The sequence below is a fragment of the uncultured Tateyamaria sp. genome, from assembly GCF_947503465.1.
In the GTDB taxonomy this organism is placed as follows: domain Bacteria; phylum Pseudomonadota; class Alphaproteobacteria; order Rhodobacterales; family Rhodobacteraceae; genus Tateyamaria.
On sequence record NZ_CANNDN010000001.1, the window covers coordinates 2,392,032 to 2,415,649 of the forward strand.

At 60.2% G+C, this 23,618-nt stretch carries 24 protein-coding genes; 12 read left to right on the forward strand and 12 right to left on the reverse strand.

What is annotated here, in order from left to right; translation table 11 throughout:
• The first annotated feature begins 16 nt into the window (after positions 1-16).
• The 7 genes from Q0844_RS11925 to Q0844_RS11955 all read left to right on the forward strand — a co-directional run bounded on the left by Q0844_RS11925 (position 17) and on the right by Q0844_RS11955 (position 4,751).
• A complete protein-coding gene (locus Q0844_RS11925) occupies positions 17-631 on the forward strand; it encodes a ribonuclease D (protein WP_299045004.1) in 615 nt (204 codons plus the stop codon).
• Positions 628-1,596 carry a KpsF/GutQ family sugar-phosphate isomerase gene (locus Q0844_RS11930; RefSeq protein WP_299045005.1) on the forward strand — a complete coding sequence of 323 codons (969 nt, stop codon included), beginning with the start codon at positions 628-630 and terminating at the stop codon, positions 1,594-1,596. The genes Q0844_RS11925 and Q0844_RS11930 overlap by 4 nt, the downstream gene beginning before the upstream one ends.
• 10 nt (positions 1,597-1,606) lie before the next feature.
• Positions 1,607-2,203, forward strand: coding sequence for a hypothetical protein (locus Q0844_RS11935; protein WP_299045006.1), 597 nt, complete (start codon positions 1,607-1,609; stop codon positions 2,201-2,203).
• 7 nt (positions 2,204-2,210) lie between these two features.
• Positions 2,211-2,699 carry a lipopolysaccharide transport periplasmic protein LptA gene (gene lptA / locus Q0844_RS11940; RefSeq protein ID WP_299045007.1) on the forward strand — a complete coding sequence of 163 codons (489 nt, stop codon included), beginning with the start codon at positions 2,211-2,213 and terminating at the stop codon, positions 2,697-2,699.
• Positions 2,699-3,457 (forward strand): LPS export ABC transporter ATP-binding protein, encoded by a 759-nt coding sequence (gene lptB / locus Q0844_RS11945; protein WP_299045008.1) that lies wholly within the window; start codon positions 2,699-2,701, stop codon positions 3,455-3,457. The genes lptA and lptB overlap by 1 nt, the downstream gene beginning before the upstream one ends.
• Before the next feature lie 229 nt (positions 3,458-3,686).
• A complete protein-coding gene (gene raiA / locus Q0844_RS11950) occupies positions 3,687-4,250 on the forward strand; it encodes a ribosome-associated translation inhibitor RaiA (protein WP_299045009.1) in 564 nt (187 codons plus the stop codon).
• Positions 4,251-4,286: 36 nt separating this feature from the next.
• Positions 4,287-4,751: a PTS sugar transporter subunit IIA gene (locus tag Q0844_RS11955; protein WP_299045010.1), complete on the forward strand. Its 465-nt coding sequence runs from the start codon at positions 4,287-4,289 to the stop codon at positions 4,749-4,751.
• Here Q0844_RS11955 and Q0844_RS11960 read toward each other — a convergent pair.
• From Q0844_RS11960 to cysQ, 9 genes are all read right to left on the reverse strand, one after another.
• On the reverse strand, positions 4,748-6,175 hold the full coding sequence (locus tag Q0844_RS11960; protein WP_299045012.1) for a nodulation protein NodH: 1,428 nt from the start codon (positions 6,173-6,175) through the stop codon (positions 4,748-4,750). The genes Q0844_RS11955 and Q0844_RS11960 overlap by 4 nt on opposite strands.
• A 6-nt stretch (positions 6,176-6,181) precedes the next feature.
• Positions 6,182-7,879, reverse strand: a complete 1,698-nt coding sequence (locus Q0844_RS11965; protein WP_299045014.1) for a beta-1,6-N-acetylglucosaminyltransferase — start codon at positions 7,877-7,879, stop codon at positions 6,182-6,184.
• Positions 7,876-8,862, reverse strand: a complete 987-nt coding sequence (locus Q0844_RS11970) for a glycosyltransferase family 2 protein (protein WP_299045016.1) — start codon at positions 8,860-8,862, stop codon at positions 7,876-7,878. The genes Q0844_RS11965 and Q0844_RS11970 overlap by 4 nt, the downstream gene beginning before the upstream one ends.
• Before the next feature lie 206 nt (positions 8,863-9,068).
• Positions 9,069-10,085: a glycosyltransferase family 2 protein gene (locus Q0844_RS11975; RefSeq protein WP_299045018.1), complete on the reverse strand. Its 1,017-nt coding sequence runs from the start codon at positions 10,083-10,085 to the stop codon at positions 9,069-9,071.
• Between the two features lie 2 nt (positions 10,086-10,087).
• A complete protein-coding gene (gene galE / locus Q0844_RS11980; protein WP_299045020.1) occupies positions 10,088-11,071 on the reverse strand; it encodes a UDP-glucose 4-epimerase GalE in 984 nt (327 codons plus the stop codon).
• Between the two features lie 14 nt (positions 11,072-11,085).
• Positions 11,086-11,979: a UTP--glucose-1-phosphate uridylyltransferase GalU gene (gene galU / locus Q0844_RS11985; RefSeq protein WP_299045022.1), complete on the reverse strand. Its 894-nt coding sequence runs from the start codon at positions 11,977-11,979 to the stop codon at positions 11,086-11,088.
• A gap of 124 nt (positions 11,980-12,103) precedes the next feature.
• Positions 12,104-13,333 carry a glycosyltransferase gene (locus Q0844_RS11990; RefSeq protein ID WP_299045024.1) on the reverse strand — a complete coding sequence of 410 codons (1,230 nt, stop codon included), beginning with the start codon at positions 13,331-13,333 and terminating at the stop codon, positions 12,104-12,106.
• The gene (locus Q0844_RS11995; RefSeq protein ID WP_299045026.1) at positions 13,330-14,130 is read right to left on the reverse strand and encodes a manno-octulosonate cytidylyltransferase; all 801 of its coding nucleotides are present in this window, start codon (positions 14,128-14,130) and stop codon (positions 13,330-13,332) included. Before Q0844_RS11995 ends, Q0844_RS11990 begins: the two co-directional genes overlap by 4 nt.
• The gene (gene cysQ, locus Q0844_RS12000; protein WP_299045029.1) at positions 14,130-14,927 is read right to left on the reverse strand and encodes a 3'(2'),5'-bisphosphate nucleotidase CysQ; all 798 of its coding nucleotides are present in this window, start codon (positions 14,925-14,927) and stop codon (positions 14,130-14,132) included. Before cysQ ends, Q0844_RS11995 begins: the two co-directional genes overlap by 1 nt.
• A 119-nt stretch (positions 14,928-15,046) precedes the next feature.
• On the opposite strand from cysQ, the gene Q0844_RS12005 reads away from it, so the two are divergent.
• Together Q0844_RS12005 and Q0844_RS12010 are read left to right on the forward strand one after the other, a co-directional pair.
• The gene (locus tag Q0844_RS12005) at positions 15,047-15,871 is read left to right on the forward strand and encodes an ABC transporter permease (protein ID WP_299045031.1); all 825 of its coding nucleotides are present in this window, start codon (positions 15,047-15,049) and stop codon (positions 15,869-15,871) included.
• Positions 15,872-15,888: 17 nt separating this feature from the next.
• Positions 15,889-16,572, forward strand: a complete 684-nt coding sequence (locus tag Q0844_RS12010) for a MarC family protein (RefSeq protein ID WP_299045033.1) — start codon at positions 15,889-15,891, stop codon at positions 16,570-16,572.
• Positions 16,573-16,591: 19 nt separating this feature from the next.
• Here the strand turns inward: Q0844_RS12010 and Q0844_RS12015 are convergent, their stop codons facing one another.
• Both Q0844_RS12015 and Q0844_RS12020 read right to left on the reverse strand, forming a co-directional pair.
• Positions 16,592-17,092 (reverse strand): YetF domain-containing protein, encoded by a 501-nt coding sequence (locus tag Q0844_RS12015; protein ID WP_299045034.1) that lies wholly within the window; start codon positions 17,090-17,092, stop codon positions 16,592-16,594.
• A 54-nt stretch (positions 17,093-17,146) separates the two neighbouring features.
• Positions 17,147-17,746: an alpha-ketoglutarate-dependent dioxygenase AlkB gene (locus tag Q0844_RS12020; RefSeq protein ID WP_299045036.1), complete on the reverse strand. Its 600-nt coding sequence runs from the start codon at positions 17,744-17,746 to the stop codon at positions 17,147-17,149.
• A 192-nt stretch (positions 17,747-17,938) separates the two neighbouring features.
• Between Q0844_RS12020 and dnaK the strand changes: the two genes are divergently transcribed.
• The 3 genes from dnaK (at position 17,939) to radC (ending at position 22,047) form a co-directional block, all read left to right on the forward strand.
• Positions 17,939-19,852, forward strand: a complete 1,914-nt coding sequence (gene dnaK, locus Q0844_RS12025; protein WP_299045037.1) for a molecular chaperone DnaK — start codon at positions 17,939-17,941, stop codon at positions 19,850-19,852.
• A 79-nt stretch (positions 19,853-19,931) separates the two neighbouring features.
• Positions 19,932-21,092, forward strand: a complete 1,161-nt coding sequence (dnaJ, locus tag Q0844_RS12030) for a molecular chaperone DnaJ (protein WP_299045039.1) — start codon at positions 19,932-19,934, stop codon at positions 21,090-21,092.
• 205 nt (positions 21,093-21,297) lie between these two features.
• The gene (radC, locus tag Q0844_RS12035; RefSeq protein ID WP_299045041.1) at positions 21,298-22,047 is read left to right on the forward strand and encodes a DNA repair protein RadC; all 750 of its coding nucleotides are present in this window, start codon (positions 21,298-21,300) and stop codon (positions 22,045-22,047) included.
• Here the strand turns inward: radC and Q0844_RS12040 are convergent.
• On the reverse strand, positions 22,044-23,597 hold the full coding sequence (locus Q0844_RS12040; protein ID WP_299045043.1) for a phosphate ABC transporter substrate-binding/OmpA family protein: 1,554 nt from the start codon (positions 23,595-23,597) through the stop codon (positions 22,044-22,046). The two genes, radC and Q0844_RS12040, sit on opposite strands and share 4 nt — an antisense overlap.
• Positions 23,598-23,618: the final 21 nt, after the last annotated feature.

Sequence of the window (23,618 nt, forward strand, 5' to 3'; positions counted from 1 at the left end):
GCGCTATAGCGAGCGAATGACAAACCACTTGCATATATCCGACCTGCCCGATGACCTTGATCTGGGGCCGGTTGTCGCCATCGACTGTGAAACCATGGGTCTGAACCCGCACCGCGACCGGTTGTGCGTCGTGCAATTGTCCGGCGGCGACGGCGATGCCCATATCGTGCAGATCACGTTGGGCCAAAGCGAGGCGCCGAACCTGTGCCGCCTTCTGGAAGACCCGAACGTGTTGAAGCTGTTCCACTTTGGCCGCTTCGACATCGCGGCGATGCTGAACGCGTTTGGGGCGGTGACTGCCCCGATCTACTGCACCAAGATCGCAAGCCGCCTGATCCGCACCTATACGGACCGGCACGGGTTGAAGAACCTGCTGCAGGAATTGCTGGGCATCGACATATCGAAACAGCAGCAATCGAGTGATTGGGGAGCAGAAACGCTGTCGGATGCGCAACTGGAATATGCGGCATCCGACGTGCTGTACCTGCACCAGCTGCGCGACGTGCTGAATGAACGCCTGATACGCGAGGGCCGGATGGAGATGGCGCAGGCCTGTTTTGACTTCTTGCCGATGCGCGCGCGCCTGGACCTGGCAGGCTGGCCCGAGACGGATATTTTTGCGCACTCATGACCAGCAAGACACCCTTCATCGACACGGCCCGCCGCGTCATCCGGACCGAAGCCGAGGCTCTTGTCGTTCTGGCGGATAGCCTTGATGGCAGTTTCCGTGACGCCATCGACGTGATGCTGAATGCCACAGGGCGTGTGATTGTCACAGGCATCGGAAAGTCGGGGCATATCGCGCGCAAGATCGCGGCCACACTGGCCAGCACGGGCACGCCCGCGCAATTCGTACACCCGGCCGAGGCGAGCCATGGGGACCTGGGCATGGTGACGCGGGCCGATGTGGTGCTGGCCATCTCGAATTCCGGCGAGGCGCCGGAACTGGCGAACATGATTGCCTTTTCCCGCCGCTTTGAAATTCCCCTTATCGGCATCACCAAAGCGCCCCGAAGCGCACTGGGCGTCGAATGCGATGTCGTGCTGACACTGCCCGACCTGGGAGAAGCCTGTGGCACGGGTGTCGTGCCCACGACGTCAACCACGCTGACGCTGGCGATGGGCGACGCGCTGGCCGTGGCGTTGATGGAACATCGGGACTTTACCGCGGAACACTTTCGCGACTTCCATCCTGGCGGCAAACTGGGCGCACGTCTCAGCCGGGTGCGCGATTTGATGCACACCGGCGACGCAATGCCATTGGTGGCGGAAACCACGCCGATGGCAGACGCGCTGATCGAGATCAGCAAGAAAAGCCTGGGCGTTGTGGGGGTCACAGGCACAGGCGGCACACTGACAGGCATCATCACCGACGGTGACCTTCGGCGTCACATGGATGGGCTGCTGTCCTTGAAAGCCGCCGACGTGATGACCACCTCACCCACAACGATTGACGTGACCGCACTGGCCGAAGAAGCGGTGGCGCTGATGAATGCACGCAAGATCACATGCGTGTTTGCAGTAGACGCAGATGCACCCGGCACGCCGCGCGGGATCCTGCATATCCACGATTGCCTGCGCGTGGGCCTGGGCTGAGGAAAATGGCATGGACGGTTATTCAAGACTGGTCGCCTGGCTCAAGGTGCTGCTGCCGCTGACGGCGCTGGCCCTGTTGTCGATGCTGTTTCTACTGTCGCGCAATGTCGATCCGGTCGCATCCATTCCCTTTGCAGAGACCGAGATTCAGGAACGCTTGCGCGGCCAACAGATCACCGCACCATTCTTTTCGGGGACGTCGAAAAGCGGAGACAGGGTGTCTGTGTCCGCCGGCACGATGGCGACGGCCGGGGGGGCACGGAACGCGGCCACTGACCTTGCCGCCCATATCGACCTGACAGGCGGCACCCGCGTCATCCTGTTTTCGGACCGGGGTGAATTTGACATGTCGGCGGGGGCATCCCTTCTGGAAGGCAATGTCGTGATCACCACGTCAACGGGTTACAAGTTGAACTCGGAAGAATTGCAGACGGATTTCGACGCCATGACAGTGACGTCGCCGGGACCGGTCAGCGGAACCGGTCTGTCCGGCACCCTGGAAGCGGGCAATATGCGCCTTGAAAAACAGGCGGACACCGGCAACGCCCATTTGATTTTCACAAATGGCGTAAAGTTGATATACCGCCCCCAAGAATTGGAAGAGTAATAGACCCGTGACTTTCTTGCGTGCCATAGCCTGCCTGATCCTTTTGGGTCTGATCACTCCACTTTACGCTCAGGGAACGCAGATTGCGTTCGGTGCGATCCGACAGGATACGTCCGCCCCGGTCGAGGTCAGCGCCGATGAACTGAATGTCGATCAGGAAACGGGTGCTGCCATATTCACGGGCAATGTGGTTATCGGGCAGGGCGACATGCGCCTGTCTGCGCCACGGGTTCTGGTTGTCTACCGAGAGGATCAGGCGGGGATCGAACGAATGGAGGCCACGGGCGGCGTGACACTGGTATCCGGCCCGGATGCCGCTGAATCGCAGCGTGCGGATTACAGCATCGACACCGGCCTGATCGTAATGACGGGCGACGTGTTGCTGGCCCAGGGCCAAAGCGCAATTTCGTCCGACCGGATGACCGTGAACCTGGACGATGGCACCGCCCGTATGCAGGGCAACGTCAAAACCATCCTGCAGACCGGCAACAACTGATGGCGGCCCCGGAACTGAAAGTCGCGGGCGGGTCGTCGGGCCTGAAAATTTCGCATCTGCGCAAATCCTACCGCAAGAAACTGGTGATCCGCGACTTTTCCATGGAGCTGAACCGCGGCGAGGTTGTTGCCCTGCTGGGGCCCAACGGATCGGGTAAGACAACGACGTTCTACGCCGTGGCCGGTCTGGTCACACCCGAAGGCGGCACCGTCACGCTGGACGGCACGGACGTCACCAGTCTGCCAATGTACCGGCGCGCCCAGATGGGCATCGGGTACCTGCCCCAGGAAATGAGCATCTTTCGCGGCCTCAGCGTGCAGGACAACATTCTGGCCATCCTCGACATCACCGAGCCCGACCGGCACAAACGCCGCGAACGGTTGGAAGAATTGCTGAGCGAGTTTTCCATCGAACACATGCGGCGGGCACCCGCGCTGGCCCTGTCCGGCGGTGAGCGGCGGCGCGTGGAAATCGCGCGGTCACTGGCCGCGAACCCGAATTACCTGCTGCTTGATGAACCCTTTGCCGGGGTTGATCCCATTTCCGTCGGTGACATCCGTCACCTTGTGGCCGATCTGAAAAAGCGTGGCATTGGCGTTCTGATCACCGATCACAATGTGCGCGAAACGCTCGAGATCGTGGACCGGGCCTATATTCTGCATGACGGGCAGGTGTTGATGTCGGGTACGCCCCAAGATGTTGTGCAGAATGAAAATGTGCGCCGGGTGTATCTCGGCGAGAACTTTCGGATTGGGTAAAACCCGGGACGCTTTTCCGTGCGCTTTTCATTGACTCGGACCCGCCTTTTGGCGTGCAATGAGATATGGCTTTGATGCTGTTCCCGATCCGCGTGTCACCCATCCTGATGTCAGGGTGGGCAGGGTGTCAGGGGCGGACAACGCCGATTCCGCACAACTGACGTCATGCCCCCGGTCGGTCATAGACACGGGTGACATACGCGCTGCGGACAAAACAGAAGGAGCGAGAATGCAGTATCAAATCAGTGGCAAACAGATCGATATCGGCGAGGCCCTGCAAACCCATGTGCGGGATGATTTGGGAGCGGTTGTGCAGAAATATGCCGAACGCCCGACAAACGCGCAGGTGGTTTTTTCGAAGTCCGCGCATGAATATGTCTGTGAAGCAACAGTGCACCTCTCGACCGGCCTGACCGCTCAGGCCAAGGCGCATGCCACTGAAATCTATGCAGCTTTTGATGGTTGTTCCGAAAAGATGGAGAAACAATTGCGGCGCTACAAGCGGCGTCTCAAGGACCATCACAAGGATCGCGTACAGCCGGTTGAACTCTCTGGCGCGGCCTCTTATATCCTCGCCTCTGATGTGGGTGTGGACGACTCGGAACCCGAGACGCTGCAACCTATGATCGTGGCCGAGATGGAAACCAAGATCCCATCCCTCTCGGTCGGAGAAGCGGTCATGCAAATGGAATTGGCGGGCGCCCCTGTGCTGGTGTTCCGAAACGAAGGGAAAGACGGGCTGAATGTGGTCTACCGTCGCGAAGACGGGAACATTGGCTGGATCGACCCGTAAGGGATCGGTGTCACGACGCACCGACAAGCGAGCAGAATGAATTTTGGGACTCTTTTGAAATCTGAGGCGGTCAAGGTTGTGACCTCCGCCTCATCGAAGAAACGGCTTTTTCACGAGATCGGCGAACTCGTGCAGTCTGCCTATGACGTGAATGCAGGTCAGGTGGTTGAATCGCTGATCGCGCGCGAAGCCTTGGGTCCCACGGGCGTGGGCCACGGTGTGGCCCTGCCCCATGCGCGCCTTGATGGCATTTCGGATGTCATGGGCGCGTTTGTCCTGCTTGATAAACCCATCGACTTTGATGCGGTCGATCGTCAGCCGGTCGACATCGCCTTTGCCCTGTTCGCCCCGGAAGAGGCTGGTGTCGAACACCTCAAGGCGCTGGCGCTGGTGTCCCGCACCCTGCGCGACAGCGCGATCTGCACCAAGCTGCGCGCCAACCCGGACGCCAGCACCCTGTTTGCGATTCTGAACGAATCGAAACCGGCCCAGGCCGCCTAGGCCGGCGCCCAGTCCAGAAATCCGAACATGAGATAGTCGCGCGAATACGCCGCGCGGCACAGCGCTTCGACTTCCGCGTCGTAGATGTCGACAAGCGGGTGCGGGGCATCCTGCGCATCGTTTTGCAGCGCGGGGGGCGTAGCCAAACCGACAGTCGCGCTCAACTCGGCCAATTCATAGGCCAACGTATCCGCACGCATCAACCGCCCCGGCAGGGCAAACTCCGCAAACCCTTCGAGTGTCTTGGCCTGGCTTGCCCAATCGGGATCGACACGTATCCCGGTCTGCCCATTCAGGTTGGCCTTCAGAAACCGAAGGAACGCCACAAACGCCGTGCGATGCGCCGCCTTGTCATACGCTTGATCGGCGGGATCATCCGGCAGATCCAGCTTGTAGCGCTTGCTGAGCGTGCTGCGGATCCCGCCATACCCACCTTTTCCCGTGTTCAGGATCCGGTGGCAGAACACGCTGTGCGCCCGCGCCAGCGGATGGCGCAAAACGGTAAAGCTGCGGTGACCGGGATGGGCGCGCATCCAGTCACGCATGTCATTTTGTGACAACTTGGACGCAGGTTTGATCCCATCCGCCCCATCAATTGCCTGCAACCACCGCAGCGCCGGATCCTCGGGCCAGCCCCGGATGGGCAGGTACAGGATGGGATGCGTTTGACTGGCGAAATAGGTGGGCACCGCCGCCCCGCGCCGCGGTTCGAAATTCGGCGTGCGCGTCAGGTTGAACCGATCCAGCCCCGACAGCGCCTCGGTCATCTGGGTAAAGTTGCTGACCTTGTCGGACAACGCGGCCGGGTTCTGCACCTTGAGGCTTTTGTCCAGTGCCTCCAGCTGGCTGTCGACGCCCAACCACATGGCCAACCCGTTCATCACCGACAGAGACTGCAAGTCTTCGTACGCCACATAAAACGCCGTCTGCCCGGTTGATTGCAGCCGGTTGAGCAGCGTGACCTGAAAGGACTGCAATGCATTCAGATGCTCGGCGAATTCATCCGCGTCAAAGGTTGCCTTGCCGTCCTTGCGGGCCTTGGCATCCGTCAGTTTCCATTGCCCGGTCGCCTTGGCGATCTTCCAGGACACATAGCTGTCAACCGGATTGCGGGTCAGTACGATCTTGGCGCATTTCGGATCGTCGACAACCTTGTCAAAGATGCGCGGATCGTGGTCATGGAAATAGCGAAAACCGCTCAACTCCGGCGTCTTTCTGATTTCGCGCAGCAATTGCCTGGGGTCTTCGTCACGGGCAGCTTGTGACACGCCAAGGATCTCGTCCCTGTTCGGGTACCCGATGAAGGCGGGGTTGAACGCCTCACCATGACAGCTGATCCCGTCAAATGCGTTCAGGTTGGTTTCCAGAAAATTGGACCCTGTGCGCATCTCGGCAAACACAACGAAGTAGTCGAATTTTGCCATGTCAGATCAACGTACCAGATAGGGTTTGCGCGGCGAATCCTGCACGGGTTGCGGGCCAATCGCCACCGGGAAATCGCCCATCAGGTGCGGGTGCATGCCCTGGTTCTTGAGGTTTTGCAGGAACTGGCCAAACCCGGTCAGATTGACCAGCTTCGGCACCTCGGACAACCGGCGGGCATGGGTCAGGCCAATCTCGTCAAGTATGCCTTGCAACGGCTCCATCGGCGCCTCGACGAACTCGGCCATGGTCCAGATGCGGATACGTGCCTTGGCCCAATGCGACCGCAGAACATCCAAATGTTCGCTTTCGATTTTCTGCAGCCGCGCGGCTTCTTTGCGGATGTCCAGAAAGTTCATGTTCGACCGGAAAAGCGGCACCGACCAGGCCCCCGAAATGACCGAGATCTGGGCGTTGGGATCCTTGGCAACCTTCCAGTTGATCCGCTGGTTGTCTGCTGGCCCGAACTGGAAACACTGACGTTCGCCGCGTGTATTCCAGATCAGGTTTGTCAAAAAACCCGTCGGGTTATAGTCGCGCATCTTCGCGCTGTTGGACAAGGCCCCGTTCAGGGTCTTCTGACCTTCCGCAAATTCAACCCGGTCCGGATGAAACAGGTGCCCGTGCACGCGCGCGCCCGTGGCCCTGGCCAGCCACGGTTCGAAATTCTCGAAAATCTCGGAAAAGCCCTGGAACATCGAATAGGGCGCTGCCGTCACCCCGTTTTCCCAATCCTCGTTGGGAAAACGGCTTTGCATATACAGGCCCGGCCGCCCGCGCGTCCGTCGTTCAACCGCCTTGGCAAAGATGCGGTCAATCTTGCCCGGATTCGGTTCGGTACGCTTCATCGCGCCGGATGGGTCCGTCAGGAACGTCTCGTACAACCGGTTGGCATGGGGCCAGATCTTGCGCGCCACGAAACAGTCGGACCGGCGCAGCAGCTGCAGGTGATCGTCATAGAAAATATGCGGCTTGCCCTGAAAGTCGAACTTGGACAGGGTCAGTGACCGGCTTTCAATTTCGATGGCGTACTGCCGCGCCAGGGTCTGGTAGTAGCTTTCATCAGGGATCCAGACGCGTCTGAAATATGCGTCGTATTCCTTGCGATCCGGCCCTTGCAGGATCGCGGACAGCGTTTGCCGGGTCAGGCACCACCATTGGCTGCCCATATGCGGCACGAGGCCAGCCGGGATTCTGCGTTTGACGCGCAACCTGCGTTGCAATTCGACATAGCGATCAAACAGGAACCGTTGTCGCTTCCATGAAAACGGAAACCGCAGCGTGAACCGTTCGTGGTCAAGGCCGCCAACCGTCCAGGGCACGTCGGCCGTTGTCGCACTTTCGATAAAGTCTGTGCGCGGTCGCGCCGCGAGGTAATCCACCAGTTCTTCAACCGGGCGCAAAGGCAAACACGATCCCGATGCCAGGTAGACATGCCGGACATCATCAAATTCGGCCAGCATCAGCTCCGATGCTGCCTGGCTGGCCGCGACAATGCCCCAAGTACCCCATTCACAGCGAAACCGCTTGGAAAACTTTATGGTGGGGATGTCGGACAGCGCCTTGGCAAATGTGGCGTAGGTCTTTTTCGGCACTTTTACGTCAACATGGATCACCACCGGGCAACCGCCCGTGGCCCAGAACCGCGCGGCCTGTTCCGCCCGGTCCAGCGCCGTGTGCACCAGCATGACGATGCCGACGCTCATGCCCAGTTCCCTTTTGACATGAGCCCAAGAATTTCAAGCTGCCGCCAATTGATGTATTTTTCGGACCACTTGCACCAGAGGTCCAGTTCGTCGTCCTTGGCGGCGGCATAGGCCCTGTATTCAATCGACGCACCGTAATGCTGTCGGCGCTCCAGCTCCTCCTTGGCCTTTTGGGTGAACGTGTCCAGAAACTTGGTGTGCAGCAGGACACCCGACGCTTTTTCGCCGCCCCATTCGTCATAGACCAGGTTCAGCCCGCGCGGCAGCATCATGTGGGTCGAATCGACATAGGCGTACCGCTTGCTCCACTTCACCAGCGGCACCTTGTTCAGGGCTGGCGCCTTGTACGGGTTATCCGCAAAAAAGGTGCGCGCACGCGGTCCGCCCTGTATCCACAAATTGCCGTACTGGTGGTTCCGCGCGATGGTGTAGTTGCCGCTGTCAAACCAACTGGCGATCTGCAGCGGGTCCTGCCCGGCCACGTAGGGCTGTTCGGAAATCCGCCCCTTGGGATACATGTCCAGAAGCATCGCACTGAAGCTGCGGATGTTTGAATTTTCAAGCCAATCGGTCAGCGCCCGGACCGACCGCGTATCGCAGAACGGATACACAAACAATTCGTCCGGATCGACCACCAGCATCCAATGCCCATCGGCGTATTTGCGGGCCAGCCAATTGACCCAATCCACGCCGAACTTGGACGCCTTGTAGCTGGCTGTGGTGTGCCACGCCGATACGTCCGGCATGCCGGCGATGTAATCCAGGGTGCCATCGGTACTGTCATTGTCCACAAACAGGAAATGATCCACGCCCAGGGATCGGTAGTAATCCAGGAAATGCGGCAAGCGGATCTTTTCGTTCCGCATCGTGCTGATCAGAAGAATATCATTGGGCTTGATCTGTGCGGTGCGGTCTTGAAAAACCTTCAACTCCAACGACTTACGCGCAGATCGAACCAGTCGATACTTGCGTCGCAAACGCATCCGGTAAGAGTCCCAAAGCCCCAAAGCTAGCCCGTTCTTATTGGTGCCTCAGCCGCCGTCGCGGCCCAGCGATGATATCATGAACTGCCATTACACCGCTATAGATTAGAACTTCGTAAAAATTGCAATGAGTTACAAGGTAGAACTCGTTTCCGCATGAACCTGTGATCTGTGTGTGACTGAAGGCGCATTGGAAACAATCGCGGTCAATCGGGTTTGGCGAAACCGCCATCGGACATCAGGCCCAACTGAACCAGTTGCGTCCATCCGGTGTACCGGGTGGATCCGGCGTACCAGAGCACAGGCATCTGCCGGATCGCATCATAGTAGTCGACAAAGACATCCGGGTTGTGAAAATGCTGGCGTCGGCTCAGGTCCTCTTTGGCCCGCTCCACAACGTCCGGCAGGAATTTGGTGTGAAGCAGCACGCCCGAGGGCGCCGTTCCGCCGGGCCCGTCATAGGCAAAGTTCATGCGGCGGGGCAGCATGGAATGCGTGGAATTCACATAGGTGAACCGCCTGTCCCACCGCACCAGCGGCAACTTGTTCAGGGTTGGCGCGCGGCGTGGATCATCGGCAAAGAATGCGCGGTCCCGCGCACCGCCCTGCACCCAAAGATTGCCCAGCGGCTCCTGACGTGTTGCCCGGTACGGCCCCGCATCGAACCCTTCCAGAATACGCAGCGGGTCGCGTGCGGCATCGTCCGCGCCCAGCGCGGCCCGGGCGTACATGTCCAACATCAAGGCACCAAAGGCGCGTTGACCCTGACCGTCCAACCACCGCGTCAGGGCATTCAGGTCCTGCCGTTCGTGATCTGCATAGACCAGCAGTTCATCGGCATCGACCAGCAGGCACCACGCACCATGCCCATAGCGCGCCAGCAACCAGTTCATCCAATCAAGGCCAAACCGCGCGTCCCGATAACTGGCCGTTGTCCGCCACAATGACACATCCGGCTGTTCCGCCAAAAAGGCCTGCGACCCATCGGTGCTGTCATTGTCGACCACCAGAAACCGCGTCACGCCAAGGCGCCGGTAATGGTCCAGGAAATGGGGCAGGCGCAGCATTTCGTTGCGCAGGCAGACAAAGGCGCGGATCGCATCCGGGGCCAGATCTGCGGTCCGGTCGTGCACAACTGTCAGGGCGTGGCGGCTGCGGAATGCGCGCCACCGAAGGCGGCGGCGCTTCCAGACAAGCTTATAGGCGGCCCACAATGCGCGCATCGCTACCTTTCATAATGCCCGGACTGGTGCCAACGCCACGCGTCCCGGATCATGGTTTCAAGGGTCGACCGTGTCGGGGTCCAGCCAAGTTCAACCTCGGCCCGGGTCGAGCCGGACACGAGTTTGGTACAATCGCCGGGGCGGCGGTCGCCTTCGACAAAAGGTACGGATTTGTTGGTAACCGCACGTGAATGATCAATGACCTCGCGTACGGAAAATCCGTCGCCCGTGCCCAGGTTGAACACCCGGCTGCCTTTGTCGTCGCGCAGCCAGCGCAGGCCCAGCACATGGGCGTCCACCAGGTCGCACACATGGACATAGTCGCGAATGCAGGTGCCGTCCGGCGTGTCGTAATCCGTGCCGAACACCGTCAGCGCATCACGCTTTCCGTCAATCGCATCCAGCATCAAGGGAATCAGATGGGTCTCGGGCTGATGGAACTCGCCAACCTCGCCCTCGGGGTCCGCACCGGCCACGTTGAAATAGCGAAAGATCACGTGACGCAACCCATGGGCGACTTCGAAATCCCTCAGGATATCCTCGATCGCACGTTTTGAGGCCCCATAGGCGTTGATGGGGTGCTGCGCGCTGTTTTCATCCAGCACGACATTGTCCTGATCGCCATAGGTTGCGCAGGTCGATGAAAACACAAAATCAAGACACCCGGCGGCCACTGCGGCCTCGATCAGTGTCAGTGACCCGACGACGTTGTTGCGCCAGTAGCGGCCCGGGTCCTGCATGCTTTCGCCCACCTGGCTCAGTGCGGCAAAGTGCATGACAGCAACGGGGGCATATTCGGCAAACGCGGTATCCAGCGCTGCGCGATCTGTCAGGTCGCCGTGAATACAGGGGCCGAATTTGACGGCGTCCCGCCAGCCGGTTTCGAAATTGTCAAAGGTGATTGGCGTGTATCCGGCAGCCTGCAGCGCTTTGCAGGCGTGCGACCCGATGTACCCCGCCCCGCCGGTGACCAATACGTTCGTCACGTTTCAGTCCCGTTCTATTCGGCAGCCTTGTCCATCTGGACAACGTCACGGATATACGCGTGCAGATCGTCGCGCAAATCGTCCCGGGCCAGGCCAAAGGCGACTGTGGCCTGCAGAAATCCGGATTTCGATCCGCAGTCAAAACGCTGGCCCCGGAACCGGTAGCCATAGACTCCGTCCTCGCCTCCGATTTCGTTGGCGATGGCGTCGGTCAGCTGGATCTCGCCACCGGACCCCGCTTTCATCTGGTTAAGCGACCGCAGCACCTTGGTGGTCAGGATGTAACGTCCAATCACAGCGAGGTTCGAGGGCGCCTGACCGGCCGGCGGCTTTTCAACCATACCCTTGACTTCGACCAGCTGACCCATGTCGTTCTTGATATCCAGCACACCATAGGATGACGCGCGCTCGGGCGGGACCTCCATTGCGGCAACGATGTTGCCACCGGTTTCATTATACGCGTCGACCATCTGTTGCAGACAGGGCGTATCCGCAGCGATCACGTCGTCGGGCAGGATCACCGCAAAGGGTTCGTTGCCAATCAGACGGCGGGCGCACCACACGGCATGACCAAGGCCCAGCGCCTTGTGCTGACGGATATAGGCGATGGCGCCGCTTTCCATATTGGTGCTTTTCAGCACCTCCAGCAGCTTGTCCTTGCCCTTTTTCCGCAGTTCCTGCTCCAGGGTCGGCGCGTGGTCGAAATAATCCTCCAGCGCGCCTTTGCCGCGCGAGGTCACGAAGATAAACTCCTTGATACCTGCGGCGCGCGCCTCATCAATGGCGTATTGGATCAAAGGTCTGTCGACCAGCGTCATGATCTCTTTCGGTACCGATTTGGTTGCAGGCAAGAACCGCGTTCCCAGACCCGCCACCGGAAAAATCGCCTTGGTCACCTTCTTGCGCATCTCAAACCTCTGCTCACAAAACTCGTCCTTGGCTTGTCTTTACTACTAACCCGCAATTAACAAATATCCAATTCCTCAAAGTCGGTCAGCGTCGGTCAAGTGTTGCCCAGACGCGCCAAACAGATCACGAGATCAGCCGCTGTTTGCCAATGCGGCGTGTTTCGGCCGCGACCCTTTCCCGGAAACTGAAGAATCGAAAAACCGGCGCATCGCGCACCGAACGGCCAAACAGGCCGCCGCGTTGAACCCAGAACCCCACCGGGTCGAATTGGACGTGATGATACAGCGCCGTTGGCGAAAACAGAAACAGACTGACGATATCTCCCGCTTCTGTGCGCTTTGCCGCCTCGGCCCGCATCCGGCGATGTTGCCAACTGCGCCCGGCCAGAACCACCGACGCGCGCGACCGGTAGGGAAACAGCTTGAAGGGGGAAACCGGGCTGCGGGCGATCTGGGCACCGCCCCTTTGGCGCATTAGACCCTGACCATACCCCTGGTCCATCCGCGCGACGAGGTGCCGCACATCCCGTGGCAGAAGGCGCCCGGCCACCATATGGCCGATCACGCGGCGGCGTTCCGCCTCTCTTATGAGTCGCCAATGATCCTTGCGCTGCGCTTCGCCCATGTATTTGCGCTGAAACACGGCCCAGCCCGATCCGGTGTCAAACAGATCGCGCGGCGCGCGATCGGTGCGTCTGCGTGGGCTGGATCGAAACCCATGGTGGACCTCGGCAAGGGGCACCACCGCCGTGGCATGTCCGGCACGCGCCAGCCGCAGGTTCAGATCCGTCGTTTCCAGACTGAAAGCAAAGCCGGGATCGAACCCCTCCAGTGCGACCAGAACATCACGACGTACCGCCATGTTGGTGCCATGCGTCCGGATGGCCCGGTGCCCCTTGGGCGTCATGACGGTGGCCCGATGCGGGCTGACATCAAACGGTTCGATCACGCCCATCGGATCGACCGTGTGCGCCCTGGACTGCCAGGAAATGCCGTTGCGGGCCCGAACGAACCCGCCCATCGCCGCCACATTTGGTCGCTGCGCCGGGGCGATCAGATAATGCAGCCAACTGGGTTCGGGCACCGCATCATCATCGATGAACGCAACAATGTCGCCCGCCGCATGGCTGATCCCAAGGTTGCGCGCCTCAGAGATGTTGGGTTGGTCATAGGGCGCCAGCTTGATCAGGTCGGACAGCGCGCTTGCGCCAACAGCCTCGCACCCCGCCGGGTCGGCCACGACAACAATCTCGAAATTGGGATATTGAAGCTGCGACAGCCCCGTCAGGCACCGGATCAGCGCGGTTGGCCGGTCGCGGCTGACAACCACAACGCTGACCGGCGGATGGGTCATGCGACCCCCATCTCCGCCATCATCGCTTCGATCTTGGGCACGTCGGCGGGATTGTTCAGTTCCCAGAACTGCCGGTCCCGCGCCTCCACCTCGACACACAGAACCTGCCGCCCGTTCTCCATAAAGCGCAACTGTTCGAGGCCCTCCAATGTCTCCAATGGGCCCACGGGCCAGGACGGATAGGCCGCCAGCGCATCAGGTCGGTATGCATAAACACCCACGTGATGGAACACGGGCGTTTGCGCATCATCGGCATAGGTGTCGTTGGTGAAGGGGATCACTTCCTTGGAAAAGTACATGGCCTGCCGGGCTGCACCGAACACCGCTGTCGTGCCGCCGACGCGGCCCGCCTTGCGGTCCTCGAGGAAACCGCGCAGCGTCGCGCCGTCACAGCGCAACACCGGCGTTGCAATCTCGGCGTCGGGCGCACGACGCAGGCCGTCAATCAACCCTTCGACAAACCAGGCCGGGGTCAGCGGGGCGTCGCCCTGCAAATTCACCACAAAGTCATAGCCACCGCCCAGCGCGGCGTGGGCTTCGGCACAGCGTTCTGTGCCGTTCTGGCACGTCTCTGATGTCATCACGACTTCGGCGCCAAACGCCTCCGACACGTCCTTGATCCGGTCGTCATCCGTGGCAACAACCACGCGGTCCACACCTGACACGGCCATGGCTGCGCGCCAGCTGCGTTCGATCAACGTCTGGGCCTCGCCGGTTGCCCCTGTCAACGGCACCAATGGCTTGCCGGGATAGCGGGACGAGGCATAGCGGGCCGGAATGGCGATCAGAACGGACATCAGGCCGGTTTCAGGTCAACGGCCGGGGCATAGGCAATGAAAAACGGATTGGCATAGCCGTCCTTGCCATAGACCAGCGGGCTGTGGTCGTCGAAGCGCACCACATGACCGCCTGCGCCGGTCAGCACGGCGTGGCCCGCGGCGGTGTCCCATTCCATGGTCCGGCCGACACGGGGATAGATATCCGCCTCGCCCGTCGCCACCAGACAGAATTTCAGGGACGAGCCCGCGCTTGTCATGTCCTTGACGGAATATTTGTTGATGTAATCATCCGTGGCCTGATCGCGGTGCGATTTCGAGGCGACAACCATCAGCGCGTCATTGTCGCTGTCGGCAACGGACAACGGGGTCACGTCACCAACGGCATCCTTGTCCAGGGTACCGGTTTCTTCCACGGTCTGCCCATCGGCCTGCGTATAGAACATGCGGCCCTTGGCGGGCGCATAAACGACACCGCGGGTCGGCACGCCATCCTCGACCAGGGCGATGTTGACGGTAAAGTCACCACGGCGATGCACGAATTCCTTCGTCCCATCCAGCGGATCGACAATCAGGAATGTCTTGCCCGTGGTGCTATGCGTGGCGGCCTGTTCTTCGGTAACCAGCATGATGTCGGGGAAGGCCGCGCGCAGACCGGCGGAAATCAAGGCATCGGCGGCTTCGTCCGCTTCTGTCACAGGGCTGTCATCCGATTTGACTTTCACGTCGAAATCATCGGCGTCATAAATCTCCATAATCTTGTCGCCAGCTTCCAGCGCCAGCTTGCGGATGACGGGGATTAACGCGTCATAAGTCATGAAAAAGCCTCCTTGGTCGGGCTTTTGTTGAAAACGGCCCGCGCGCTTCTTATGATGCGGCGCTAACGGAACGGCAAGATTTCCCTGCGACCTTCGCACTGCACGAGGCAGAACGGCACATGTTTCAATCAACGCGCAAACCACAGACGGGGTTAGGCATCGCGCTGTCGATGTTCGAGGTGATTTATCACTCGGTCGTCCGATCCGTGCGCAAGGCCCATAACAACGCCTTTCTCGCCATCGCGATGAACATGCTGCAGATGGTCATCTTTGTGATGGCCTTTTACGTGATGTTCTCGATCCTTGGACTGCGTGGTGCGGCGATCCGGGGTGATTTCCTGCTCTACATCATGACGGGCATCTTCCTGTATATGACGCATGTGAAATCGCTGGGCGCGGTCACAGGGGCCGAAGGGCCCGCCAGCCCGATGATGCAACACGCGCCGATGAACACGATCGTGTCGATCTGTTCGGCGGCCATCGGGGCCTTGTATATTCAGGTCCTGTCGCTGTTCATGATCCTGTTCATCTATCACGTGGCCTTCACGCCCGTGCATATCGAACAACCCTTTGCCGCGTTTGGCATGTTGCTGCTTGCGTGGTTCACAGGCTGCGCGCTGGGTCTGGTGCTGCTGGCAATCAAACCGTGGTTTCCGACCTTCGTGTCGATCTTTTCCCAAATCTACCAACGGGCAAACATGATCGCGTCGGGCAAGATGTTCGTGGCAAACACCCTGCCCAGTTTCATGTTGGCGATGTTCGACTGGAACCCGCTGTTCCATACCATCGACCAGTCGCGCGGATACACGTTCATCAACTACAATCCCCGCTATTCCAGCTGGGAATATGCATGGTGGGTTGGCGTCATTCTGCTCATGCTTGGGTTGATGGGTGAATTCTATACGCGGCGTCACGCATCTATCAGTTGGAACGCGCGCCGCTAAGCTGCATATAGCCAGCCATGGAACTGGACTGGCTGTCGCTGTTGCGCGACTTCATCACGTTGTTTGTTGTGATCGACCCTGTTGGGTCGCTGCCAGTGTTCCTGTTTGCCGTGGCCCATGTTCCAGCCGCCTTGCATCGGCAGTTCGCCATTCGGGCGGTCGGCATTGCCGGTCTGGTCCTGTTCGCCTTTCTGCTGGGTGGCCAGCTTCTGCTCGAGGCGATTGGCCTGCGCCTCGGGTCATTCCAGATCGCGGGCGGGATCATCCTGTTCCTCTTTGCCCTCACCATGATCTTCGGCGACGCCAAGTCCACGACCGAGATCGCAGAGGCCGAGCGCGACCACCTTGCCGGTGCGGTGTTCCCCCTCGCCATGCCCTCCATCGCCTCGCCCGGCGCGATGTTGGCCATCGTCGTCCTGACGGACAACACAACCGAAAGCCTTACGGACCAGGTGGTGACCGCCGGTCTGTTGCTTCTGGTTTTGGTCATCACGCTGGTCCTGCTTTTGACGGCCACATATGTGTACCGCCTGATCGGCAATACAGGCGCCAGCGTCATCAGCCGGGTTATGGGCATCATCCTTGCCACCATCGCCGTCGATTCGGTTCTTGTGGGGCTCGACACGCTGCAACTGCTGGATCTGGACGCGGCATTTCAGGAACCGGCCACATCCTCCGTCCTCGCGCCCCCGACGGAATAAGGTGCGGCCAGGGTGCAGGTCACTGGCGCTGCACATCTTCCATGACCCTGGCGTCGGGACGGGGACCATCTGCCGGCCCATGCAGCACACTCACGTCACCGGTGGTTTCAACAACGACGGCATGCACGGTTGCAAGGTCAAACGCATTCGCCTCGCGCAGTTTCGCACGCAGATCGGCATGGGTGACGCCTGCCAGTTTCATGTTCTCTTGCAGCGGCACACCGTCTTCCATGATCAGAAGCGGCGCATTGTCCAGGGCGGACGCACCGTCGCGCCAGACCCGAAGACGTGTCAGCAAGAATTGCACCAGAAACAAAGCGGCCAAGGCAATGGCGAACACATGAACGCCCGTCCCAAGTGTTGTCACCGCAGCGGCAAGAATTGAACCGACAGACACCGTGATCGCAAAGTCAAAGCCGGACAGCTTGGAAAAGGATCGCAACCCTTGCAGCCGCGTCAGCAGGATGATGCTGCCGACAATCAGGACAGTGCGCAAAAGGATGTCAAAAATATCGGTCATGTACGGTCCTGACTGGCCACTGGGAAACGGCGCAGGTGACGGATTTGTTCCGCGTCACGTCACCACCCGGCACGTCAGGTTGATGCGCCCGCCCCTGGGCAACAGCGTGGATGACCCGAACCTGATGCGATCCACCCCGTGATAGGTTAGGCGCGCATCGCCGCCCATCACCACGACATCCCCACTTTTCAGCCACAGCGATTCCGTCTTGCCGCCCCGCGTGGTGTTCCCGATCCGGAACAGCCCGTCATCGCCCAGCGACACCGACACCACCGGCCATTTGAAATCGGCCTCGTCCTTGTCCTGATGCATCCCCATCCGGGCCCCTTCGCCGTAGTAGTTGATCAGACAGCAATCGGGATCACGGTCCAGACCGGTCACATCATGCCACAGCGACAGCACGGATGCCGGGATCGGAGGCCAGTCCGAGCCGCCGGGATGCAGCGGCGCATAGCGGTATCCTGACCGGTCCGCATACCAACCGACCGCCCCGGCCGAGGTCATGCGCACCGACATCGGCTTGCCATAGGGCGTGTCGGGCGAAAACATCGGGGCGACCTTGGCGATAGCGCGCACATCGGCCACCAGGGCCGCCTGTTGCGCCGCATCCAGATGCCCTTTGTAAATCTCAAATCCGCGCACGCTTGCGTGCATGGCAATTTCCCCTTCGATAAGTGCAATTTTTGCTGTTTTTGGCCCCGTGACAACGGTTGCAGCACCCCTGCACCCTCCTTATATACGCCGCAGCGCGCACGAAATCGTGCGCAAACCTATGCGTGGCGTCGATGCCGAAACGGGTCGCCGCCTCGTGTCATCGCCTTGAACTGATATGAGGGATCGAAAAACATGGCTAAAGTCATCGGTATTGACCTTGGAACCACCAACAGCTGCATCGCCATCATGGATGGCAGCCAGCCCCGCGTGATCGAAAACGCGGAAGGCGCGCGGACAACCCCGTCCATCGTGGCCTTTACGGAAAACGAACGTCTCGTCGGCCAACCTGCCAAACGCCAGGCGGTCACGAATCCCGACAACACCATCTTTGGCGTCAAGCGCCTGATCGGCCGCCGCAATGACGACGCGGATCTGGCCAAGGACAAGAAAAACCTGCCCTTCGCCGTGATCGACGGCGGCAACGGCGACGCATGGGTCGAAGCGCGCGGCGAGAAATATTCGCCCAGCCAGATCTCTGCCTTCATCCTGGGCAAGATGAAAGAAACCGCCGAATCGTATCTCGGCGAAGACGTGACCCAGGCGGTCATCACCGTTCCCGCCTACTTCAACGACGCGCAGCGCCAGGCCACCAAGGACGCCGGCAAGATTGCAGGCCTCGAAGTGCTGCGGATCATCAACGAACCGACAGCGGCCGCACTGGCCTATGGCCTCGACAAGGAAAACTCGCAAACCATCGCGGTCTATGACCTTGGCGGCGGTACGTTCGACGTGACCATCCTCGAAATCGACGAGGGCCTGTTCGAGGTGAAATCCACCAACGGCGACACGTTCCTGGGTGGTGAAGACTTTGACATGCGCATCGTCAATTACCTCGCGGACGAGTTCAAAAAGGAACACTCGGTCGACCTGACCGCGGACAAGATGGCGCTGCAACGCCTCAAGGAAGCCGCCGAAAAGGCCAAGATCGAACTCAGCTCGGCCAACCAGACCGAAATCAACCAGCCATTCATCTCGATGGGCTCGAACGGCCAGCCGCTGCACATGGTCATGAAACTGACCCGCGCCAAGCTGGAACAACTGGTCGGTGACCTGATCAAATCCTCGATGAAACCCTGCGCCGCCGCGCTCAAGGATGCGGGCCTGTCCGCCTCCGACATTGACGAGGTGGTGCTGGTCGGCGGTATGACCCGCATGCCCAAAGTGATCGAGGAAGTGACCAAGTTCTTCGGCAAGGAACCCCACAAGGGCGTGAACCCGGATGAAGTGGTCGCGATGGGCGCCGCGATCCAGGCCGGTGTCCTGCAAGGTGACGTGAAGGACGTTGTCCTGCTGGACGTGACCCCGCTGTCGCTGGGTATCGAGACGCTGGGCGGCGTGTTCACCCGCCTGATCGACCGCAACACCACGATCCCGACGAAGAAAAGCCAGATCTTCTCGACCGCCGAGGACAACCAGAACGCCGTGACCATCCGGGTCTTCCAGGGTGAGCGTGAAATGGCGTCGGACAACAAGCTGTTGGGTGCGTTCAACCTTGAAAACATCCCGCCCGCCCCGCGCGGCATGCCCCAGATCGAAGTGACCTTCGACATCGACGCCAACGGCATCGTGTCGGTGGGCGCGCTCGACAAGGGCACGATGAAAGAGCAGAAGATCACGATCCAGGCGTCGGGCGGTCTGTCGGACGAAGACATCGAACAGATGGTCAAGGACGCCGAGGAAAACGCCGAAGCGGACAAGGCACGCAAGGAACTGGTCGAAGCGACCAACCAGGCCGAAAGCCTGATCCATTCGACCGAAAAGTCGCTGGAAGAGCATTCGGACAAGGTCGACCCGACCACGGTCGAGGCGATCGAACTGGCCATCGCCGCGCTCAAGGACGAGTTGGAAAGCGAAAACGCCGACAAGATCAAATCGGGCATCCAGAACGTGACCGAAGCGGCCATGAAACTGGGCGAAGCGATCTACAAGGCGGCGCAGGACGACGCCGACGACGAACCGCAAGCGGCGGATGAGCCGCGCGCGAACGATGACGATATCGTCGACGCCGAATTCGAAGATCTCGACGACGATAACAAGCGCGCCTGATTTTGGGCCTCAGAGGAACCAATCACGAGGCCGGCCCCCAATAGGCCGGCCTCAGACGTTCCAGCAAAGGACATGATCCATGGCAAAACGTGACTACTACGAGGTGCTTGGCGTCTCGAAAGGCGCAAGCGCTGACGAGATCAAGAAGGGCTACCGCAAGAAGGCCAAGGAACTGCATCCCGACCGGAATGCAGACAACCCCAACGCCGAGGCGCAGTTCAAAGAGGCCAACGAGGCCTACGAAGTCCTGAAAGACGCCGACAAGAAAGCGGCCTATGACCGCTTTGGCCATGCGGCATTCGAAGGTGGCATGGGTGGTGGCGGTGGCCGTCCCGGCGGCGGTTTCGGCGGCCAGCAGGGCGACTTTGGTTCTGCCTTTTCAGACGTGTTTGACGATCTGTTTGGCGACTTCATGGGCGGACAACGCGCTGGCGGTGGCGGGCGACAGCGCGCGGCGCGCGGGTCTGACCTGCGCTACAACCTGCGCGTTTCGCTGGAAGACGCATTTGCGGGCCTGCAGAAAACCATCAACGTGCCCACTTCCGTGCAATGCGACAACTGTTCGGGCACCGGCGCCGAAGGCGGCTCCGAACCCACGACCTGCCCCACGTGCTCCGGCATGGGCAAGGTGCGCGCACAGCAGGGCTTTTTCACCGTCGAACGCACCTGCCCCACATGCTCGGGTCTCGGCCAGATCATCAAGGACCCCTGCAAGGTCTGTAGTGGCGCGGGACGCGTGGAAAAGGACCGCGCACTGTCCGTGAACATCCCTGCAGGTGTCGAAACCGGCACCCGCATCCGCCTTGCGGGCGAGGGCGAGGCAGGCATGCGCGGCGGCCCATCGGGTGACCTCTATATCTTCATCGAGGTGGCCGACCACAAACTGTTCGAACGCGATGGCACAAACCTGTTCTGCCGCGTACCGGTCAGCATGGGGACAGCCGCCCTGGGGGGCAGCATCGAAGTGCCCACCATCGACGGCGGGCGCGGGCGCGTGCAAATTCCGGCAGGGTCCCAATCGGGGCGACAGATGCGATTGCGCAGCAAGGGCATGCCCGCACTGCGCGGCGGCGGCCCCGGCGACATGTTCATTGAACTCGCGGTCGAAACCCCGGTGAACCTGACAACACGTCAAAAGGAACTGCTGCGCGAATTCGAGGAACTCTCGGAGGAGAACAACCCCGAATCCTCCAGCTTCTTCTCCAGTGTGAAGTCCTTCTGGGATTCGATGAAGGGGTAACACGCCTTTTGCGCGCGATGCGCACGGTCAACCACAATCGTCACATCGGTCGGGCGGGCTTTCAACCCGCCCGCTTTCGACACAGCCACTCAGTTGGTGTGCACCCTGGCGGTGTACAGCCTGTGCACAGGGTGTGCACAGGTTGTGTACGTCCAATTTTGTCCAAATTAACCCTTCGCTAACCGCTCTGATGCACGCTTTGGCTATGTCCCATTTCGCAGAACAACCCCTTCCTTTCGACCTTGACGAGGCGCTCCCTGTCCCCCTGCCGAAGGGCCGGACACCGTCTTACATGGCCGATCATCGCAAACGTCTGCGCACCCGTTTCATGGACGGCGGCGCCGCGGCATTGCCGGATTACGAGATGCTGGAACTGGTCCTGTTCCGGGCCATTCCCCGACAGGATGTAAAGCCATTGGCTCACGCCCTGATGGCCGAATTTGGCGACTTCAATCGCGTCGTCACCGCCCCCGTCGAACGGCTGCGCGCGTTCAAGGGTGTGGGCGACGCAGTGGTCTGTGAACTGAAGATTGTCGAGGCAGCGGCACACAGGATGGCACGGGCCAAGGTGCTGAACAAGCAGGTGATTTCCAGTTGGGACGCTTTGCTGGACTATTGCCATACGACCATGGCACACCGCGAAACCGAACAGTTCCGGGTGCTTTACCTCGATCGCAAGAACGTGCTGATCGCAGACGAGGAACAGGCCAAAGGCACCGTCGATCACGTACCCGTCTATCCGCGCGAAGTGGCCAAACGCGCACTTGAACTGAACGCCTCCGCGCTGATCCTTGTGCACAACCACCCGTCAGGTGACCCGACCCCCAGCCAATCCGACATCGACATGACGGCCAGGATGGAAATGGCCTGTTCCGCCCTTGGGATCACCGTGCACGACCATTTGATTGTCGGCAAAAGCCGGGAACTCAGCTTCAAATCCGAAGGGTACCTTTAACGCAGCCACACCTCGACCCGCCGATTGGCCTGCCGTCCCCAGGCACTGTCGTCGCAGGCCATGGGCAACGCTTCCCCAAACGCGTCCACATCTAATTGAAATCGCTCGAAATTTGCTGTCGGGGCTGCGGCCTCGACCGCGCGGCGCACCGCTTGCGCGCGGCGTAGTGCAATATCCCTGTTGGCGGCGGCGGGACCATCCCCGTCACTGAACCCCACCAAAAGGATCTGCCGCGCATCATACGTCCCTTGCTCGATCGCGCGCGCCAATTGCTGCACATTCGACCGTGATTGCGCATCCAGCCGGATGGACCCTGCCTCGAACCGGAACGACGTCGTCAAACGGGACATGCCGTACAAGGTCCGGGTCATGCGCTGCAATTCCTCCAGCGACACCTCAGGTCCTGCGGACGTGATCGCATTGGCAAACCGGTATCCCTGGGCGTTGATCGATACCTCTTCGGGGGCCTGATCCACAAATCCGGCCCGCCGGATCACCACCTGCGCCGAAGGCCCGCGGGTAAAGGCCAGAAACTCTCGTCCGATCTTGGGCAATCTGCGTGCAGGCAGGTACAGGAACATCGGCGCCGTCAAAGGATAGTCTTCGGTCTTGATCGTCTCCCGCCCCGCGGACAGGGAAAATCCGCAGGGTCCCGTCAACGTCAATGTCCGGGTGTCGCCAGTGTCGGCATAGCTTGCGATGCCGATGGCAAACGGATCGCGCAACACGGCGTTGACCACATCCAGACCGCGGTCATGCCGGATGATACCATCGGCAAGCGCTGCACGCGCAGGGCCCATGATGTCATCTTCGACGGACTGGCCCAGCCCAGTGCGTGCATTCGGCAAGTGCAGCGAAATCGGAGCATCCGCGCCACCCAGTTCCGCCCAATTCTGTATTCGTCCCGCGAACACAGCTGCCAGGTCCTGCGGCGAAATCCGGTCAATCGGGTTCGACGGCGCAACAATCGGCACAAGGGCGTCCAGGGACAGAACGCGGCTGCGATTGGCCTGTGTCATGTCCCCCATCCCGGCATCCCTTGCACGTTGACGTTCGTCCGGACGGATCTCGCGCAGCGCCATGACGATGTCTGCGTCATTGGCCAAAAGGTCTGCGAACCCTTCGTCTGTTGTGGAAACATGGAAGTAAAAGCGGGCCACGCGTTTGGCCGTTGCCGTGTCGATCAGTTCGTAGATAAAGTTCCGCGCATCCACGTCTACGCGCCGCGTGTCGTAGTTGTTGCGCAAGGCAAACCCTTCGATCAGGGCGGGCATCAACACCGCCCCCATGGTGGAGGAACCGGATACACTGATCTCGGCCACGAAATCCTGCAGGTTCGGACAGGCGGGCCCTTCACACAACACACCCGACCCATCCACGGTCAATTCACCATAGACGGTTTCGATCCGGTAAAACTCGCCATCAAAGCCCAGGAGCGTTCCGCTGAGTTCGACCTGCCCGTCTGGGGAGGTCAGCGTGACGTCCTGCGCCCCAAGCGCGGTCCCGAAAAAGGAAAGTGCGGCGAAAATCGCCGCACGTACCAAAGCCATGTGAAGCCTGTTGTCGCTACG